Genomic DNA, 17,617 nt, shown 5'->3' on the forward strand with positions numbered 1-17,617 from the left:
TAAGGCGGGTTCTAACCCGCCTTACCACTCACGACCGGTGGGTTCAGACGATCGGGTCGTGCACGGTGACGAGCTTCGTGCCGTCCGGGAAGGTGGCCTCGACCTGCACGGAGTCGACCATCTCCGGCACGCCGTCGAGCACCTGCTCCCGCGAAAGCACGGTCCGGCCGCTGGCCACCAGGTCGCTGACCGTGCGGCCGTCGCGGGCACCTTCGAGGACGTGGTCGGTGATCAGCGCGACCGCCTCGGGGTAGTTGAGCCGGACACCGCGGTCCAGCCGCTTCCGCGCGACGTCGGCCGCCACGTGGATGAGCAGCTTGTCGCGCTCCTGCGGGCTGAGGTGCATCCGCTAGGTCTATCACCCGAAACCGGGGAGCGCCTGGTTCGGAAACACAGGATTTACCTGGGCTTCGTCACACTAAGTGGTGAAAATTCTCCGGCTTGACCGGACGTGTGACTGAATCGTTCTCGTAATCGTGACCGAAACCACCGCTTCTTTCGATTGCCACCCGCCCGTCAAGAGAGCAAGGTCTATCCATCCGTGCGATGTGGCGCGCGTTCAGTGCGCTTGTCCCAACCGCGCGACCAGCACCAACCAGCCGGGGAAAAGCGCACCGAAAGGTTCCGCGAAACAGTGACTACCTCCACGATCAGCAAGCCTCAGCCGTCCGGCCAACCCGACGACGGCTTCCGACCGGGCCTGGAAGGCGTCGTCGCCTTCCACACCGAAATCGCCGAACCCGACCGGGACGGCGGTGCGCTGCGCTACCGCGGCGTCGACATCGAGGACCTCGCCGGCAAGGTGACCTTCGGTGACGTGTGGGGCCTCCTCGTGGACGGCCGGTTCGGTCACGGCCTGCCGCCCGCCGAGCCGTTCCCGCTGCCGGTGCACACCGGTGACGTCCGGGTCGACGTCCAGGCCGCGCTGGCCATGCTCGCCCCGATCTGGGGGTACCGCCCGCTGCTCGACATCACCGACGACGAGGCCCGCGAGCAGCTGGCCCGCGCCTCGGTGATGGCGCTGTCCTACGTCGCCCAGTCGGCGCGCGGCATCGGCCAGCCCGCGGTCCCGCAGACCCGCGTCGACGAGGCCCACTCCATCACCGAGCGGTTCCTCGTCCGCTGGCGCGGCGAGCCGGACCCCGCGCACGTCAAGGCGCTGGACGCCTACTGGGTGTCGGCCGCCGAGCACGGCCTCAACGCTTCGACGTTCACCGCCCGCGTCATCGCCTCCACCGGGGCGGACGTGGCGGCGGCCATGTCCGGCGCCATCGGCGCGATGTCCGGTCCGCTGCACGGCGGCGCCCCGGCGCGCGTGCTGCCGATGATCGAAGAGGTCGAGCGCACCGGTGACCCGGAGGGCCTGGTCAAGGGCATCCTCGACCGCAAGGAACGCCTGATGGGCTTCGGCCACCGCGTCTACCGGGCCGAGGACCCGCGGGCCCGCGTGCTGCGCCGGACCTGCCAGGAGCTCGGCGCGACCCGCTACGAGGCGGCTGCCGCGCTGGAGCAGGCCGCGCTGAAGGAGCTGCGCGAGCGGCGCCCGGATCACCCGATTGAGACCAACGTCGAGTTCTGGGCCGCGGTCATCCTGGACTTCGCCCAGGTCCCGCCGCACATGATGCCCGCGATGTTCAGCTCGGCCCGCACCGCCGGCTGGGCCGCGCACATCCTGGAGCAGAAGCGCACCGGACGCCTGGTGCGGCCGTCGGCCAAGTACGTCGGCCCGGCGCCGCGCAGCCCCGAGGACGTCGAGGGCTGGGAGCTCGTCACCAAGCACTGACGCTCGTTCACGAACCGGCCGGTACCCCCGTGGTGCCGGCCGGTTCGTGCTTCGCGGTGGCCTCGAGCATGGCCGTGAGCTGGTCGACCAGCCAGCCGTCGAGGTCTTCGCGGGCGACACTGCGCTCCTGCAGCCAGCTCAGCAGCGCGCCCTCGACGACGGCCGTCCAGCAGCGGAGGGTCAACGACAGCAGCGGAGAGGGGTCGGTGACGCCGAGGGCGTCCAGGATCAGCGCCACCGCCCGGTTGCGGACCTCGTCGATGGCCGCGTCCGTTTCGGACGTCGCGATCACCGAACCGCTGCGCAGCAACGCGATGTACCCCGCGCGGTAGTGGTCGGCGACGTCGACCAGGCCGCGGACGGCCGCGCGCAGCCGCACCTCCGGCGGGCCCTCCTCGAGCCCGGCCAGGCCGTCGATCAGCCCGTCGGTGACCGTGCGCAGCGCCTCGACCTGCAGTTCGCGCAGGTTGGCGAAGTAGCGGTAGAACAGCGGCCGCGACACCTCGGCGCGCACGACGATGTCGTCCACCGTGACCAGTTCGGGCGCCCGCGAGCCGAACAGGTCGAGCGCGGCGCGGATCAGGTCGTCGCGGCGGGCCTGCGGCGACATCCGCCGCGGCCGGCTCACGGCGTCAGGTCCAGCTTCGCGGCCGTGCGGAGCAGGCCGGGCGTCAGTCGCGAAAGGACCAGCGCGGCCTTCGCCTCCGGAGTGGACGGTGCGATCGCGATGTCCTTTTCCACGGCACGCAGGATGTCCCGCGCCACGCCTTCGGGGCCGAACCCGCGCCGGGCGTACAGCTTCGAGCTCTCCTTCTGCCGTCGGCGCTGTTCCTCTTCGGACACTCCGACGAACTTCGTCGTGTTGGTGATGTTGGTCTTGACGATGCCCGGGCACACCGCCGTGACGCCGATGTGGTGCGCGGCCAGCTCGGCCCGCAGGCAGACGCTCAGGGTGAGCACGGCGGACTTCGTCGTCGCGTAGGCGGAGAGGATCTTCGACGGCAGGTAGGCGGCGGCCGAGGCGAGGTTGACGATCTGGCCGCCTTCGGCGCGCTCGGCGAGCATCGGCGCGAACGCGCGGCAGCCGTGGATGACGCCCCAGAGGTTGACGTCGATGACGCGTTCCCAGTCCTCGATGGACGTGTCGAGGAACGGACCGGACATCCCGATGCCGGCGTTGTTGACCACGATGTCCGGGACGCCGTGTTCGGCGCGGACCCGCTCGGCGAAGCGGTGCACGGCCTCGCCGTCCGAGGAGTCCACTGTGTACTCGGCGAGCCCGTGCTCACCCAGCAGTTTCAAGGTCTCCGCCGCGCTCGCTTGGTCGACGTCGGTGATGACGACGTCGGCACCCTGCTCGGCGAAGGCCAGCGCGGTGGCACGCCCGATCCCGCTGCCCGCCCCGGTGACGACGACGAGCTTGGCCTCGAACGGCCCCGCGTCGACCCGGGCCCGCCGCAGCCCACGGCTCTCCGTCCCGGTCTCGACGTAGTCGATCAGCTCGGCGGCCGCGGCGGCGACCACCGCCGGCTTCGCCCTGGTCACCCAGTGCGTCCCGACGATCCGGCGAATCCGCAGGTCGGGCGCCCAGCGGGTGACCTCGGTCTGCAGCGGCGTCGTGACGTAGGCGTCGCCGGTCGGGGCCAGCACCTGCACCGGGACGTCGGCGGGGCGCGGCGCGGGGCGCGACAGCCGGGTGAACATGTTGGCGCGGTAGAGCTGGAGGCCGTGCCGGCCGTCGGACTTGTCCGGCGGCGCCGCGTCCGGCTCCATCCGCTGGATCTGCTTGCCCAGCAGGCCCGTCCGCCACAGCAGCTCCGGGATGACCGGGATCTGGAACGCCAGGATGTACCACGAGTGCAGGAACTGGCTCAGCGCGTTCTTGAGCCGCTTCGGCGTCGGGCGGCGCAGTTGGGCGCGGAACCAGGCGCCGGCGTGGTCGAGGCTCGGGCCGGAGAGGGACGTGTAGGAGGCGATCCGCCCGCGCAGGCCGTCCCCGGTGACGGCGTGCCAGGTCTGGATCGAGCCCCAGTCGTGGGCGACCAGGTGCACTTTGCCGGTCGGCTGCACCGCCTCGACGACCGCCCGCAGGTCGTCGGCCAGCTGGTCCAGCCCGTAGGACGCGCGTCCCGGCGGCTTGTCCGACTGTCCGGCTCCGCGGACGTCGTAGGTGACGACGCGGTGTTTCGCCGTCAGCCCGGCGGCTACCCCGGCCCACATCGAGCTGTTGTCCGGGTAGCCGTGCACGAGCACGACCGTGGGCCCGTCACTTCGGCCGTCGATGGTCACGGAGAGGCGGACACCGTCGCTGGCGGTCACCCACTTGTGAGACATTCTGTCATGTTAGACAACTTGTCAACAGTGCGTTCACCCGCGCGGCGGTTCCGCAAGCTCGGATCCTCGGATTTTTGCTTGTATGACAGCGTTTTCGTGGTTCCACGGGAAACCAAGCCCGCGTGTCCACCGATCGGTGGACAGCCGGATTCCACTGGCCGTTGGTCGGATCCGGCGGCGCGAACGGCCAGGCTTTGAGCATGACCACAGCAGTCAGCGTGCGCGGCCTGCGCAAGCAGTACCCCGGTCACCTCGCGGTGGCCGGCCTCGATCTGGACATCGCCCAGGGCGAGGTCTTCGCCCTGCTCGGCCCGAACGGCGCCGGGAAGACCACCACCGTCGAGATCCTCGAAGGGCACCGGCGGCGGACGGCCGGCGACGTCACCGTGCTCGGCGAGGACCCCGGCCAGGCCGGACGCGCCTGGCGGGCCCGGCTCGGCATCGTCCTGCAGACGGCGACCGACGCCGCCGAGCTGAGCGTCGCCGAGACCGTCCGGCACTTCGCGAAGTACTACCCCGACCCGCGCGACCCCGACGAGGTGATCGAGAAGGTCGGGCTGACCGAGAAGGCCGGGGCGCGGGTCAAGGCGCTCTCCGGCGGCCAGCGCCGCCGCGTCGACGTCGCCCTCGGCATCATCGGGCGGCCCGAGCTGCTCTTCCTCGACGAGCCGACCACCGGCTTCGACCCCGAGGCACGCCGGCAGTTCTGGTCGCTGATCAGCGACCTCGCCGCCGAAGGCACCACCATCCTGCTGACCACCCACTACCTCGACGAGGCCGAAGCGCTCGCCGGGCGCGTCGCGGTCATCGCGCGCGGCGAGATCGTCGCCCAGGACACGCCGCAGAACCTCGGCGGCCGGGCGGCGGCCGAGGCCACCGTGCGCTGGGTCGACGAACGCGGCGAGCACGTCGAGCGCACCGCGTACCCGACCAAGCTCGTCACCGAGCTCTCGGCCGGGGGCCGCGAGCTCGCGGGCCTGACGGTGACCCGGCCGAGCCTGGAGGACATCTACCTGGACCTGATCGGAGACAAGGCATGACCACGCTCGTTCTTCCCGGCCCGCTGACGCTCGGGCTCGCCCGCGGCGGCACCGAGCTGCGGCAGTTCTTCCGGCACAAGGAACAGGTGGTCTTCACCTTCTCCCTGCCCGCGGTGCTGATGATCCTGCTCGGGTCCATCCTGGACGGTCCGACCGCGCTCGACGGCGTCACGTCCGGCCAGCTGCTGGCGGCCGGGATGATCGGCTCCGGCATCGTGTCGACGTCGTTCAACAGCATCGCGACCGGCGTCTCGGCCGACCGCGAAACCGGGGCCCTCAAGCGCTTGCGCGGCACGCCGATGCCGCCGGCGTCGTACTTCATCGGCAAGATGGTGCTGGTCGCGGTGTCCAGCCTGGCCCAGACGGTGCTGATGGCCGGGGTCGCCGTGCTGCTGTTCGGGCTGCAGCTGCCGTCCGACCCGGCGAAGTGGCTGACGCTGCTGTGGGTGTTCGCGCTCGGCATCGTCTCGTGCACCCTGCTCGGGATCGCGATCAGCTCGCTCGCGAAGTCCACCAACGGCGCGGTCGCCATCGTGCAGATGCTGTACCTGGTGCTGCAGTTCATCTCCGGTGTGTTCGTCTCGCCGATCACGAACCTGCCGAAAGTTATGGTGGACATCGCGTCGTTCTTCCCGCTGAAGTGGATCTGCCAGGGGTTCCGGTCGGTCTTCCTGCCGGACGGCGCCGTGAGGATGGAGATGGCCGGGACATGGGAGCTTCCGCGGGTGGCGCTGGTGCTGGGGATCTGGTGCGTGGCGGGGGCGGTGCTGGCGCGGCTGACCTTCCGGTGGACCGACGCGAAGTGAAGGACGCCTGGGACCGGTTCAACTGGCTCTGGGAGATCCTCTTCGCGGTGGCCTACCTGGCCACGACCACGCTGGTGCTCCTCGACGGCGCCGACCCGGGGTGGACGGCCGTCGCGGCCGGGGCGCTCACCGCGCTCGCGCTGAGCTACCTGCTGTGGGGCCGCCGGCTCGTCCGGGACGACGACTCGTCCATCCGGCAGCGGTGGGTGTTCGCCCTCCTGGTGCTGGTGCTGGTCGGGATCGCCATGCTCGCCGAGGGCACGTCCGGCTTCATCCTCTTCATGGCGTGCCCGCTGCTGTTCTCGACGCTCGAGTTCCGGCCGGCCGCGGTCCTCACCACGGTGGCGATCCTGCTCAACCCCGCGGCGGCCGTCGTCAACGACGGGCTCACCGGCCCGACGCTGCACATCATGCTGCCGATGACGGCCATCCTGGTCGTCTTCGGCGTGCTGTGCGGCAAGTTCATCGGGCACGTCATCGAGGAGAGCCGCGGGCGCGCAGACCTGATCGCGAAGCTCGAGGCGAGCCAGGCGGAAGTCGCCCGGCTCTCCCGGGAGGCGGGCACCGCGGCGGAGCGCGAGCGGCTGGCGCGGGAGATCCACGACACCCTCGCGCAGGGGTTCACCAGCATCGTCACCCTCGCCCAGGCCATCGAGTCCGAATTGGACACCGACCCGGCCGCGGCCCGGCGGCACGCCGAGCTGGCCGCCCGCACCGCGCGGGACAACCTGACGGAGGCCCGCGCGATGGTCGCCGCGCTGGCCCCGGCCGACCTCGCGGCCGGCTCGCTGGTGGACGCCGTCCGGCGGCAGGCCGACCGGCTGGCCGATTCGTCCGACGTGGTGGTCCGGTACGAAGTGGACGGTCCACTGCCCGCCCTCGGCATGGCGGGTGAGGTGGTCCTGCTCCGGGGCGCGCAGGAAGCGCTGAACAACGTCCGCCGGCACGCGGCGGCGTCGGCGGTGTCGGTGCGGTTGTCCGCTGTGGACGGTTCGGTGCGGCTGTCCGTGCGCGACGACGGCGCCGGCTTCGACCCCGACCACGCCACGGGTTTCGGTCTGCGCGGGATGCGGTCCCGGGCCGAGCAGGTCGGTGGCAGACTGAGTGTCCGGAGTGGCCCCAGCGGCACCGAACTCACCCTGGAGGTGCCGGCTTGATCCGCGTCATGCTCGTCGACGACCACCCCGTCGTCCGCGAAGGCCTCCGCGGCATGCTCGAAGCGGAGCCGGACCTGACGGTCGTCGGGGAAGCGGGTTCCGGGGACGAAGCCGTCGCGCTCGACCGGGTCGCCGTTCCCGACGTCGTGCTGATGGACCTGCGGATGCCGGGCCTCGACGGCGTCGGGGCGACCAAGCGGATCCTGCGCGAGCAGCCCGGCCGCCGGATCGTCGTGCTGACGACGTACGAGACGGACGCGGACATCCTGCGCGCGGTGGAGGCGGGCGCGTCGGGCTACCTGCTGAAGGACGCCTCGCGCGCGGAGCTGGCCAACGCGATCCGGGCGGCGGCCCGCGGGGAGACGGTGCTGGCGCCGTCGGTGGCCGGGAAGCTGGTCAACCGCGTCCGCAACCCGGAACCGCAGCCGCTGTCGGCCCGTGAGGTGGAGGTCCTGCGGCTGGTCGCCAAGGGCGGGACGAACGCCGACATCGGCCGCGCGCTCCACATCAGCGAGGCCACGGTGAAGACCCACCTGCTCCGGGTGTTCGGCAAGCTCGGCGTCTCGGACCGCACGGCCGCGGTTACCACGGCGATGGCCCGCAACCTCCTCGGCTGACCGTGACCCGGCGGGCATCACCCCTCCAGACACGCGCGATGCCTCTTCCCGCACACGGTGGGTGGGCCGGGACCTGCTTCGCCCGCCCGAGCGCGGCAGAATGCCCCCATGCTTGCCTCGACCGAACTCGCCCTGCTCCGCCGGATCGCGCACGAGCAGGCCGCCTGCCGGGCTCCGTCGCTGGTCGCCGCCGTCGTGCGGGACGGGGAGATCGTCTGGTCCGGTGGCCGGGGACGCGTCGGCGGCGAGACCCCGGGCACCGACACCCAGTACCGGCTGGGCTCGATCACCAAGACCCTCGTCGCCACCGCCGTCATGCGGCTGCGCGACGAAGGCCTGCTCGACCTCAACGACCCCCTGGAGAAGCACGTCCCGGGCACGCCGTTCGGCGCCGCCACCGTCGCCCAGCTGCTGTCCCACACCTCCGGCCTGACGTCCGAGTCGCCCGGCCTGTGGTGGGAGCGGACCCCGGGCGCCGACTGGGACGCGCTGGTCGGCAGCCTCGCCGAAGGCGCGACCAAGCACCGGCCGGGCGCGCGGTTCCACTACTCGAACGTCGGCTACGGCGTCCTCGGCGAACTCCTCTCCCGCCACCGCGGCAAGGGCTGGCTGTCCGTGCTCGACGAGGAGGTCCTCGGCCCGCTCGGGATGACCCGCACGACCCCGCACCCGGTCGGCGCGCACGCCGAGGGCTTCGCCGTCCACCCCTTCGCCGACGTCCTGCTGCCCGAACCGAGCCCGGACGCCGGAGCGATGGCCCCCGCCGGGCAGTTGTGGTCGACCGCGCGGGACCTCGGCCGCTGGACGGCGTTCCTCGGCGGCGAGACCGGCGGCGTGCTCGCGCCGGAGACCGTCGACGAGATGCGGACCATGGTCACCGTCGACGACACCGACGTCTGGACGACCGGGTTCGGCCTCGGCCTGATGGTCGTGCGCTACCGCGGCCGCCGGCTGGCCGGCCACACCGGCTCGATGCCCGGCTTCCTGGCCGTGACGCTGGTCGACCCGGCCGCGCAGACCGGCGCGCTGGTGCTCGCCAACTCGACGTCCGGCGTCGGCATCACCCAGCTCTGCCTCGACCTGATCACCATGACCGACGAGCTGGAGCCGCGGCTGCCCGCCGAGTGGCTGCCGTCGCCGGTGGACCCCGAGCTGCTGGCGCTGACCGGGCTCTGGCACTGGGGCCCGACGGCGTACCACCTGCGCATCCAGGGCGACGGGCTGCTGCTGCTCGCGCCGGTGGAGGGCGCCGGGCGCAGCTCCCGCTTCCGCGCCACCGGCAAGGACACCTACGTCGGCCTCGACGCGTACTACGCCGGCGAGACGCTCGAAGTGGGCCGGAACGCCGACGGCGTCGCCACCCACCTCGACCTGGCGACGTTCGTCTTCACCCGCACGCCGTACGACCCGGCCGCCCCGGTGCCGGGCGGCGTCGAGAACTGGCGGTGAGCCGGGCCCCGCTCGCACCCCCAGAGCGGCGAGCGGGACCCTCGGTTCAGGGCGGCGGTACGCGCCGCGTGGGCGAACCGGCTGGCCGCCGATGGCCGCGACCCCGGCGGGGAGCGCGTTCCACGGCGCGGCGCCGGAAAACTCTGCTCGGCCGGGGACGCTACCGGCGCCCCGGCGGGCCGGTAACCGTGTTTTTACCCCCACCGCGGTGCAGCCCGATGGCGTAGCCGCCGCCGTCCGGAAGGCCGCGGCGCGCTGCACCGGCGGCGTGGCCGATCGCCCGTCGATTCCACATTCCGGACACCGCCCCACCTCTGTTACCTGCCTTGTCCCGACCTGAGAGACTGGCCACATGACCGACGCTGAGTTGACCATCCCCGCCGACCTCAAGCCGGCCGACGGCCGCTTCGGCTGCGGCCCGTCGAAGGTCCGCGCCGAGCAGCTGAGTGCCCTGGCGGAGTCCGGCTCCACCTACCTCGGCACGTCGCACCGGCAGAAGCCGGTCAAGTCCCTCGTCGGGCGCGTGCGGGCGGGTCTGTCCGAGCTGTTCTCCCTGCCCGAGGGCTACGAAGTCATCCTCGGCAACGGCGGCACCACGGCGTTCTGGGACGCGGCCGCCTTCGGCCTGGTCCGCGAGCGCGCGCAGCACTTCACCTACGGCGAGTTCTCCTCGAAGTTCGCCACCGTGACCAAGGGCGCGCCGTTCCTGGCCGACCCGATCGTCGTCAAGGCCGAGCCGGGCAGCGCCCCGGACATCGCCTACGAAGCCGGCGCGGACCTGGTCGGCTGGGCGCACAACGAGACGTCCACCGGGGTCGCCGTGCCGGTCCGCCGCCCCGAGGGCAGCGAGGGCGCCCTGGTCGCGATCGACGCCACCTCCGGCGCCGGCGGTCTGCCGGTCAAGGCGGAGGACTTCGACGTCTACTACTTCGCGCCGCAGAAGTCCTTCGCCGCGGACGGTGGGCTCTGGATCGCGCTGGCCTCCCCGGCCGCGGTCGAGCGGATCGGCGAGATCGGCGGCGGCGACCGCTGGATTCCCGAGTTCCTGTCGCTGACCACCGCGCTGGACAACTCCCGCAAGGACCAGACGTACAACACCCCGGCCGTGGCCACGCTGTTCCTGCTCGCCGAGCAGATCGAGTGGATGAACGGCCAGGGCGGGCTCGCCTGGACGACCTCGCGCACGAAGGACTCTTCGTCGCGGCTGTACGAGTGGGCCGAGAAGACGAGCTACACGACGCCGTTCGTGAAGGACCCGGACCTGCGCTCGCAGGTCGTCGGCACGGTGGACTTCAGCGACGACGTCGACGCCGCCGCGGTCGCGAAGGTGCTGCGCGCCAACGGGATCGTCGACACCGAGCCGTACCGCAAGCTGGGCCGCAACCAGCTGCGCGTCGGCCTGTTCCCGGCGATCGACCCGGACGACGTCACCAAGCTGACGCAGGCCATCGAGTACGTCGTCGAGCGGCTCAGCTGACCTGGGGTTCCTTGGAGGGGACCTCCGCCGCTTCCGCGGTGGGGGTCCCCTTCTTCGTGGCCAGGCGGCGGGCGCCGAACGCGGCGAGGGCCAGCAGCGCGAAGCCGTACAGCTCGTAGGACTCCGTCGCCAGCCACCAGCCGGCCGACGGCGCCGGCCGCGGGGCGAACCACATCGGGCCGACGATGAACAACGTCAACCCGGCGACGACGACCGCGGCCGCCACCCACCGGATCGCCCGGTCGAAGCGCCACGCGTACCAGCCGGCGAGGACGAGGACCGGCACGCACCACGTCCAGTGGTGGGTCCACGAGATCGGCGAAACCAGGAGCCCGCCGACCGCGCACGCGGTGAGCCCGAGCACCGGCTCGGCGGCGCGCACGATGATCACCGCGACCACGGCCATCACGGCGACGGCGGCGAGCAGCCAGACGACGTTGCCCGCGGTTTCCGGCAGCCCGATCCGCGTCACCAGCCCCTTGAGCGACTGGTTGCCGACGTAGTCGACACCGCCGATGCGGCCCGCGTCGAAGACCAGCTTCGTCCAGTACGTGAAGGACGCCGACGGCCGGATCAGCCACAGCAGCGCGCCGGCCACCACGAACCCGCCGACCACCCGCGCGGCCGACCGGAAATCGCGGCGGAACAGGAAGTAGACGACGAAGACGGCCGGGGTCAGCTTGATCGCCGCGGCCACGCCGATCAGCAGGCCCTTCGTCCGCTTCCGCTCGCCGGGCAGCAGGACGTCGAGCACCACCAGCACCATGAGCAGCGCGTTGATCTGCCCGAAGCCCAGCGTCGAGCGCACCGGTTCGAGCAGGGCGCCGGCGAGCTGCGCGCCGATGGCGACCAGCGCGGCGACCACCCGGCCGCGGACCTTGGTGGCGTCGGTCAGCGAGCCGTTGAGCGTCGCGACGTAGAGGTAGGCGACCACGCCGGTCGCCAGGATCGACGCGATGCTGACCAGCTTCATCGTGACGGCGAACGGCAGCAGCGTGCCGGGCCAGAACGCGGCCGCGGCGAACGGCGTGTAGGTGAACGGCAGCAGGATCTGGTGCGTGGTCGGCACCCAGGCGTCGTACGGCGAGCCCTGTTCGGCCAGCGCCTTCGCGCCGCCGAGGTAGACCTCCAGGTCGAGGCCGTCGAACCGCTTGAGGACGAGCACCAGGACGACGGCGGCGATTTCGAGCACGACGAGCGCCCCGGCCAGCTTCCGCCCAGTGAGCACGCGTCCCCCTCGAACCAGGTCTTCGACCGGCCGAGATTACCCGGCGCTCAGCAGCAGCCGTGCACCGGCAACCGCACTGACCTGGCGTTCGCCGTCGCGGCCGGCCGGCTCGCGGCGGCTTCGACGCCGGCGAGCAACCCGCGCAGCGCGGCCCGGTCGAGGACGCGGCCCGCGGTGACGACGGTGTCGATCCGCCGGACCGCGCGGATGTCGGCGAGCGGGTCGGCGTCGAGCAGCACCAGGTCGGCGACCTTGCCGGGGGTGATCGTCCCGGCCGTGGCCGCCAGGCCGAGGAACGCGGCGGCGTCGCGGGTCACCGTCTGCAGCGCCTTCCGCGGGCCGAGCCCGGCCGCGACCAGGTAGTCGAGCTCGTCGTGCAGGCTGAAGCCCGGGTACACGTACGGGTTCAGGCAGTCGGTGCCGCCGAGCACCCCGACCCCGGCGCGGTGCGCCTCTCCGATGAGCCGCAGCTGCGCCTGGAAGTAGGCCTCCTGCTGGGCGATCTGCTGGGGTGTGACCGGGGTGAACAGCGGCAGCCGGTCGGCCCAGAGGTCGAGGATCACCTTCGGGATGTACTTGTTCCGCGGATCGTTCGCGAACGCCCCGACGGGGCGCGAGATGACGCGGTTGACCGCGAAGGTGGGGCTGAGCCGGCTGCCGGCCTCCTTGAGACCGGCGAAGTGGCGGGCCGCCGTGGCCGGGTCGTAGGCCTGCGCGGCCTGCCGGTCGAGTTCGCGGGCCAGGTTGAAGAAGTCGCGCGGGGACGCGGGGTCGAACGGCGTCGCGTCGAGGCGGGCCAGGAACTCGTCCCGGCGGCTCGAGGTGGCGATCGGCAACCCGAAGTTGTGCTCGAAACTGCGCTGACCGGCCCGGGCGGCTTCGAGCACGCGAAGCCGGTAGGGCCAGTGCCCGGCGAAGGGCAGGCCGTGGCGCCGGCATTCGTCGGCGATCGCGGCGAACACGTCCCGCGGCAGGTAGAAGTAGACCTTCACGAAGTCCGACCGCTGGGCGACGGCTTCCCGGACCGCGGCCCGCGCTTCCGCGACGGTCCCGACCTGGACGACCGGCGGGCCGAGCAGCGTCACCGGGCCGTCGATGATCCCGCTGGCCAGCACGATCCGCGGGCCGAGCAGCGCACCGGTGTCGAGCTTGTCGCGGGTGGCGCGGTTCTCGTCGTAGCCCTGCATCTCGCGGATGCCGGTGATGCCGTTGGCCAGGAAGAGCGGCGGCGCGATGTCCTCGAATTCGATGCCGTGGCTGTGCATGTCCCAGAGCCCGGGCACGAGGTACCGCCCGCGGCCGTCGACGACCCGCGCGCCCCCGCACAGCGGCACCTCGCCGGCCGGCCCGACCCAGGCGATCCGGTCCCCGACGACCACGACGGAGGAGCCCGGCCGCGCGGGACCATCGGTGCCATCGACCACGGTGGCGCCGCTGACGACGACAACCTCACGCCCGGCCGCGGCAGCCTCTTGAGCGAAGACGGCCGGAGCCACCCCACCGGCGGCGAGCCCGGCCCCGGCTGTCGTCAGCCACCGCAGGAAATCACGCCGATTCGCCTCGACTCGCAGCACGCCGCCCCACCCTTCGATCGGCTCCCGTCCGGTAATCCAACACCGGGCGACGGGGGTGGGGAATCTTCCGACGTGCTGGGTTTCGCGTCGGAAGTAACCGGCGGACGGGTGATTGTGCATGCTCGACGACAGGACCGGGACGGGCCCCGCAACCACACAGCGCCGCAGAACCCGCCCGGCCCACCTCACCTCAAGCCAGCGCCCGCGTGGGTGCCAGCCGAGCCGCCCGCACCGCCGGGTACGCCCCCGCCACCGCGCCCACCAGCGCGGCGACCCCGACGCCGCCCGCCAGTGCCCCCGTCGGCAGCACCGCGGGCCACCCCTGGCTGAGCGCGTAGCCCGCCGTCACCAGCACCCCGGCCAGCACCCCCGCCAGTCCGCCCAGGCCCGACAACAGCACCGACTCCGCCAGGAACTGTCCCCGGATCTGCCTCCTCGTCGCCCCGAGCGCGCGCCGCATGCCGATCTCGCGCCTTCTCTCCAGCACCGAAATCACCATCGTGTTCGCCACCCCGACGCCGCCGACCAGCAGGGCCACGCCGCCGAGGCCGAGGAACAACGCGCTGTACGTCGTGTCCGTCAGCTTCTGCGCCGCCAGTGCGTCCGATGGCCGCCGGACCTCGACCTCGTTCGGGGCCTGGGGGTTCAGCGTTGCCGCCAGGACCGAACGGACCTCGTCCACCGCGGAATCCGCCGCGCGGACGTACACAGTGGACGGATGGCCGTCGAACTCCAGGAGCCGCTTGGCGACGTCCCAGCCGACCAGGGCCGACCGTTCGATCTCGGGCGCCAGGGGCATCGGCGCGAGGAGGCCCACCACCGTGAACCACTGCGTCCCGATCAGCACCTGCGGCGGCCTCGCCGGGTCGATGTGGTCGATGCCCAACCGAGCGGCGGCCTGGGAGCCGAGCACCGTCACCGGGTAGTTCTGGTTGCCCGTCGCCAGGAACGCGCCGGCGCGCACCTTGCCGTTCAGCACGGCGAGCAGGTCCGGGCGCGCCGCGTACACCGACAGCCCGGACGTGTCGTCCGGCGTGATCTTGTCGCTGCGGCGGACGCTCGCCGACGTCGTCCCGGTGCCCGCCGCGGCCTGGACCGGGCCGATCCGGCGGGCCATCGCGACCGCGTCGTCCGGCAGGGTCGCGTTGGCCCCGAACAGCGTCTGGCCCGGCCCCGCCGTCAGCAGGTTCGGGCCGAGCGCCGCCAGCCGGTCGTGCAGCGCCTGCGCCCCCGACGCCGGGATCGCCAGCACCGCCACCATCGCGGCGACGCCGATCGCGATGCCCAGCGCGGACAGCACCGCCCGCACCGGCCGCGTGCGCATGCCGTGCGCCCCCAGCGCGACGACGTCCGGCGGCTTGAGCCGGGCCGGCTCCGGCAACGTCACCGGCGTCATCGCGCACCCACCAGGCCGGTGTCCAGCCGCAGGCGGCCGTCGAGCAGCTCGATGCGGCGCGGCATGCCCGCCGCGATCTCGCGGTCGTGGGTGATCACGACGATCGTGGTGCCCTCCGCCGACAGCTCCCCGAGCAGCGCGAGCACGGACGCGCCGGTGCCGGTGTCGAGGTTGCCGGTCGGCTCGTCGGCCAGCAGGATCGCCGGGTCGTTGACCACCGCCCTGGCGATCGCGACGCGCTGGCGTTCGCCGCCGGAGAGCTCGCCGGGCCGGTGCCACGCCCGATGTCCCAGCTTGACGCGGTCGAGCGCCGCCAGGGCCCGCGCGCGCCGCCGCCGGCGCGGCACCCCGGCGTAGAGCAGGCCGGTGCACACGTTGTCCACCGCACTCATCCCTTCGTCGAGGAAGAACTGCTGGAACACGAACCCGATCCAGCGCGAGCGCAGCGCCGAGACCTTCCGGTCGGGCAGCGCGGCGACGTCGTGGCCGCGCAGCTCCACCCGTCCCGCCGACGGCCGGTCGAGGGTGCCCATCAGGTGCAGCAGGGTGGACTTGCCGGATCCGGACGGCCCGACGATCGCCACCATCTCGCCGTCTTCCAGCGCGAGCGAGACGCCGTCGAGCGCGGCGACCCCGCCGGGGTAGGTGCGCGTGACCTCGTGCACGCGCAGCACGGGCGTCACGACGTCGTCACCACCCGCAGGCCCGCCTCCAGGCCGGTGCCGGTGACCTCGACCTTCCCGCCGCTGAACAGTCCGGTTTGGACACCGATCAGCCGCCGCCGGCCGTTTTCGTCGACCTCGACCGCGTACCCGCCTTCGGCGAGCGCGAGCAGCGCGCCGACCGGGACCGCGAGCACGCCCCGGCGGACGTCCTTGGTGAACCGGACGGTCGCCGGCGAGGAGTCGAGCGTGCCGGCCACGGCCGGGTCGTCGAGCCGGACCGTCACGGTGATCTTGGGCTTGCCGTCGTCCTGGCCCGCCTGGTCCTTGCCCTCGACCGCGGTCCGCCCGACGTCGGTGATCGTGCCCGGCGTCGTCTTCCCGTTGATCGTCACGGACGCCTTCGCGCCCTGCTGGGCGAGGCTCTGCTTCGCCGCGTCGAGCTTCACCTGCACCGACCGGACGGTGCCGGTCGTCTTGAGCACCTCGCCCTGGGCCGGCGAGCCGGGCTTCGCCGACAGCGCCGACACGCGGACTTCGCCCGCCGCCAGCACGACGTCGCCCTGCCCGAACGTGCCGGTCTGCTCCAGGCCGAGGGACTTCTGCCACTTCTTCAGCGCGGCCGCCGTCGCCGACGTGAACTTCTTGTCCGGCGTGCCGAAGCCGCCGAAGCCGCACGCCTTGAGGTTCTCCTCCAGCTGCTTGACGTCGGCGCCGTCGTCCACGCCCGCGGCGAGGTCGCGGTAGAACGGCAGGGTGCCGTAGAACAGCGGCACCGGCTTCGCGTCCACGCCGTACACCGCTTTGCAGCGGGTCAGGGTGGCGCCGGCGTCCGGCAGCGACGTGATCGTGCCCGGCTTGCGGCCCGCGACGACGGATTCGTCGCCGTAGCCGAGGGTGCCGTCGGCCTCCTCTTCCTCGCTCAGGTCGGTTTTGACCACCTCCGCGGTCTCGACGGCGGGCGGTGCGGCCTCCTTGACCGGCGTCGCGCTCGACACGCGCGTCAGGATCACGACCGAGCTGGTGCCCAGGACCACGACGAGGACGGCGCCGGCGATGAACCACCGCGTCCGGCCGCGGCGGCGGGGCTTCAGGTGCGTCACTTCGTTCACTTGCCCGCCCTCGAACTGATGCTCATGCCGAGCCCGCACGCCTTGGCGGCCTCCTCGAACTTCTTCGGGTCGTCGCCCGGCCCGCCGATCCGCGTTGCGCCCTTGCCGTTGGGATCGGGGTCCGGCATGTCGATTCCGTGCTCGCGCATGCACTTGGCGTCCTTGCGCATCTTGTCGAGCTCTTCGGCGCTCGGCGGCTTCATCTCGCCGCCGTTGGGCATCAAGTGCTTGCACGCCTTCTGCGCGGCCTCGAGCTTCGAGGAGTCGACGCCGTCGCCACCGAGGGTGATCGCCATGCCGCCGCCCTCCCCCGCCGGCTTCGGGTCGGGCATGTCGATGCCGTGCTCACGCATGCACTTGGCGAAGTCGCGCATCTTGTCTTCGTCGCTCTTGCCGCTGTTGTCGGCCGCGGTGGGCCCGCCCGTCTTCGGCGGCGTCGAGATCGAGGCGACCTTCGACCCGTCGTCGGGCTTCGCCCCGCAGCCGCCGAGCAGCAGGGCTGTCCCCAGCGCCGCGACGACGATCCGTGTCCGCATGGCTCGCTTCCTTTCGTCCGGTTGGGGGTCAGGTCTACGGATCGGGGGATTCGGGCGCGCTAAGCGACGTCGCTTATGCGGTCCTTATGGCCTCCCTGCGCAGACTGGGCCGGTGCGGGTGCTGGTGGTGGAGGACGAGCGGTTGCTGGCCGACTCGGTCGCGGAGGGGTTGCGGCGCTTTTCGATGGCCGTCGACGTCTGTTACGACGGCGAGCAAGCGATGGAACGCGTCGGCGTGCACGGCTACGACGTCGTCGTCCTCGACCGCGACCTGCCGAAGGTGCACGGCGACGACGTCTGCGCGGCGGTGGTCCGTGCGGGCGGCGAGGCGCGGGTGCTGATGCTGACCGCGGCCGCCGACGTCACCGACCGGGTCGCCGGCCTCGGCCTCGGCGCCGACGACTACCTGACGAAGCCGTTCGCGTTCGCCGAGCTGGTCGCCCGGG

General features: G+C 72.3%; 17 protein-coding genes. 8 read left to right on the forward strand and 9 right to left on the reverse strand.

The genetic code is table 11. The features are described 5' to 3' along the window. Positions 1 to 43: 43 nt before the first annotated feature. Positions 44 to 346 carry an urease subunit gamma gene (locus ACWEVN_RS36605; protein WP_310968667.1) on the reverse strand — a complete coding sequence of 101 codons (303 nt, stop codon included), beginning with the start codon at positions 344 to 346 and terminating at the stop codon, positions 44 to 46. 288 nt (positions 347 to 634) lie between these two features. Here ACWEVN_RS36605 and ACWEVN_RS36610 point away from each other — a divergent pair, with 288 nt between their 5' ends. Then, positions 635 to 1,783 (forward strand): citrate synthase 2, encoded by a 1,149-nt coding sequence (locus ACWEVN_RS36610; protein WP_310968668.1) that lies wholly within the window; start codon positions 635 to 637, stop codon positions 1,781 to 1,783. 7 nt (positions 1,784 to 1,790) lie between these two features. Here ACWEVN_RS36610 and ACWEVN_RS36615 read toward each other — a convergent pair whose 3' ends face one another. After that, entirely contained in the window at positions 1,791 to 2,393 is a 603-nt protein-coding gene (locus ACWEVN_RS36615; RefSeq protein WP_452054341.1) for a TetR/AcrR family transcriptional regulator, read from the reverse strand. 14 nt (positions 2,394 to 2,407) lie between these two features. After that, the gene (locus ACWEVN_RS36620) at positions 2,408 to 4,102 is read right to left on the reverse strand and encodes an SDR family oxidoreductase (protein WP_452054342.1); all 1,695 of its coding nucleotides are present in this window, start codon (positions 4,100 to 4,102) and stop codon (positions 2,408 to 2,410) included. A 215-nt stretch (positions 4,103 to 4,317) separates the two neighbouring features. Between ACWEVN_RS36620 and ACWEVN_RS36625 the strand changes: the two genes are divergently transcribed. The 6 genes from ACWEVN_RS36625 to serC all read left to right on the forward strand — a co-directional run bounded on the left by ACWEVN_RS36625 (position 4,318) and on the right by serC (position 10,663). Further along, entirely contained in the window at positions 4,318 to 5,157 is an 840-nt protein-coding gene (locus ACWEVN_RS36625; protein WP_452054334.1) for an ABC transporter ATP-binding protein, read from the forward strand. Then, complete coding sequence (locus tag ACWEVN_RS36630; protein WP_449685370.1) at positions 5,154 to 5,963, forward strand: ABC transporter permease; 810 nt, start codon at positions 5,154 to 5,156, stop codon at positions 5,961 to 5,963. Before ACWEVN_RS36625 ends, ACWEVN_RS36630 begins: the two co-directional genes overlap by 4 nt. Further along, positions 5,960 to 7,120, forward strand: a complete 1,161-nt coding sequence (locus ACWEVN_RS36635; protein ID WP_452054343.1) for a sensor histidine kinase — start codon at positions 5,960 to 5,962, stop codon at positions 7,118 to 7,120. Before ACWEVN_RS36630 ends, ACWEVN_RS36635 begins: the two co-directional genes overlap by 4 nt. After that, positions 7,117 to 7,737 carry a response regulator gene (locus ACWEVN_RS36640; protein WP_013230184.1) on the forward strand — a complete coding sequence of 207 codons (621 nt, stop codon included), beginning with the start codon at positions 7,117 to 7,119 and terminating at the stop codon, positions 7,735 to 7,737. Before ACWEVN_RS36635 ends, ACWEVN_RS36640 begins: the two co-directional genes overlap by 4 nt. A gap of 108 nt (positions 7,738 to 7,845) precedes the next feature. After that, the gene (locus ACWEVN_RS36645; protein WP_452054335.1) at positions 7,846 to 9,186 is read left to right on the forward strand and encodes a serine hydrolase domain-containing protein; all 1,341 of its coding nucleotides are present in this window, start codon (positions 7,846 to 7,848) and stop codon (positions 9,184 to 9,186) included. Between the two features lie 352 nt (positions 9,187 to 9,538). Further along, positions 9,539 to 10,663 carry a phosphoserine transaminase gene (serC, locus tag ACWEVN_RS36650; protein WP_310968674.1) on the forward strand — a complete coding sequence of 375 codons (1,125 nt, stop codon included), beginning with the start codon at positions 9,539 to 9,541 and terminating at the stop codon, positions 10,661 to 10,663. Here the strand turns inward: serC and ACWEVN_RS36655 are convergent. From ACWEVN_RS36655 to ACWEVN_RS36680, 6 genes are all read right to left on the reverse strand, one after another. After that, on the reverse strand, positions 10,656 to 11,891 hold the full coding sequence (locus ACWEVN_RS36655) for a glycosyltransferase 87 family protein (protein WP_452054336.1): 1,236 nt from the start codon (positions 11,889 to 11,891) through the stop codon (positions 10,656 to 10,658). The genes serC and ACWEVN_RS36655 overlap by 8 nt on opposite strands. A 47-nt stretch (positions 11,892 to 11,938) precedes the next feature. Then, complete coding sequence (locus ACWEVN_RS36660; protein WP_452054337.1) at positions 11,939 to 13,465, reverse strand: amidohydrolase family protein; 1,527 nt, start codon at positions 13,463 to 13,465, stop codon at positions 11,939 to 11,941. Between the two features lie 190 nt (positions 13,466 to 13,655). Then, a complete protein-coding gene (locus ACWEVN_RS36665; protein WP_452054338.1) occupies positions 13,656 to 14,861 on the reverse strand; it encodes an ABC transporter permease in 1,206 nt (401 codons plus the stop codon). Continuing rightward, positions 14,858 to 15,544, reverse strand: coding sequence for an ABC transporter ATP-binding protein (locus tag ACWEVN_RS36670; RefSeq protein WP_449685365.1), 687 nt, complete (start codon positions 15,542 to 15,544; stop codon positions 14,858 to 14,860). The genes ACWEVN_RS36665 and ACWEVN_RS36670 overlap by 4 nt, the downstream gene beginning before the upstream one ends. Then, the gene (locus ACWEVN_RS36675; protein ID WP_452054339.1) at positions 15,541 to 16,635 is read right to left on the reverse strand and encodes a peptidoglycan-binding protein; all 1,095 of its coding nucleotides are present in this window, start codon (positions 16,633 to 16,635) and stop codon (positions 15,541 to 15,543) included. The genes ACWEVN_RS36670 and ACWEVN_RS36675 overlap by 4 nt, the downstream gene beginning before the upstream one ends. Further along, complete coding sequence (locus tag ACWEVN_RS36680) at positions 16,632 to 17,171, reverse strand: hypothetical protein (protein WP_449685363.1); 540 nt, start codon at positions 17,169 to 17,171, stop codon at positions 16,632 to 16,634. The genes ACWEVN_RS36675 and ACWEVN_RS36680 overlap by 4 nt, the downstream gene beginning before the upstream one ends. A gap of 112 nt (positions 17,172 to 17,283) precedes the next feature. Between ACWEVN_RS36680 and ACWEVN_RS36685 the strand changes: the two genes are divergently transcribed. Next, positions 17,284 to 17,617: response regulator (locus ACWEVN_RS36685; protein WP_452054340.1), on the forward strand; the 334-nt coding region annotated here is incomplete at its 3' end.

It is taken from the genome of Amycolatopsis sp. NPDC003861 (assembly GCF_053605405.1).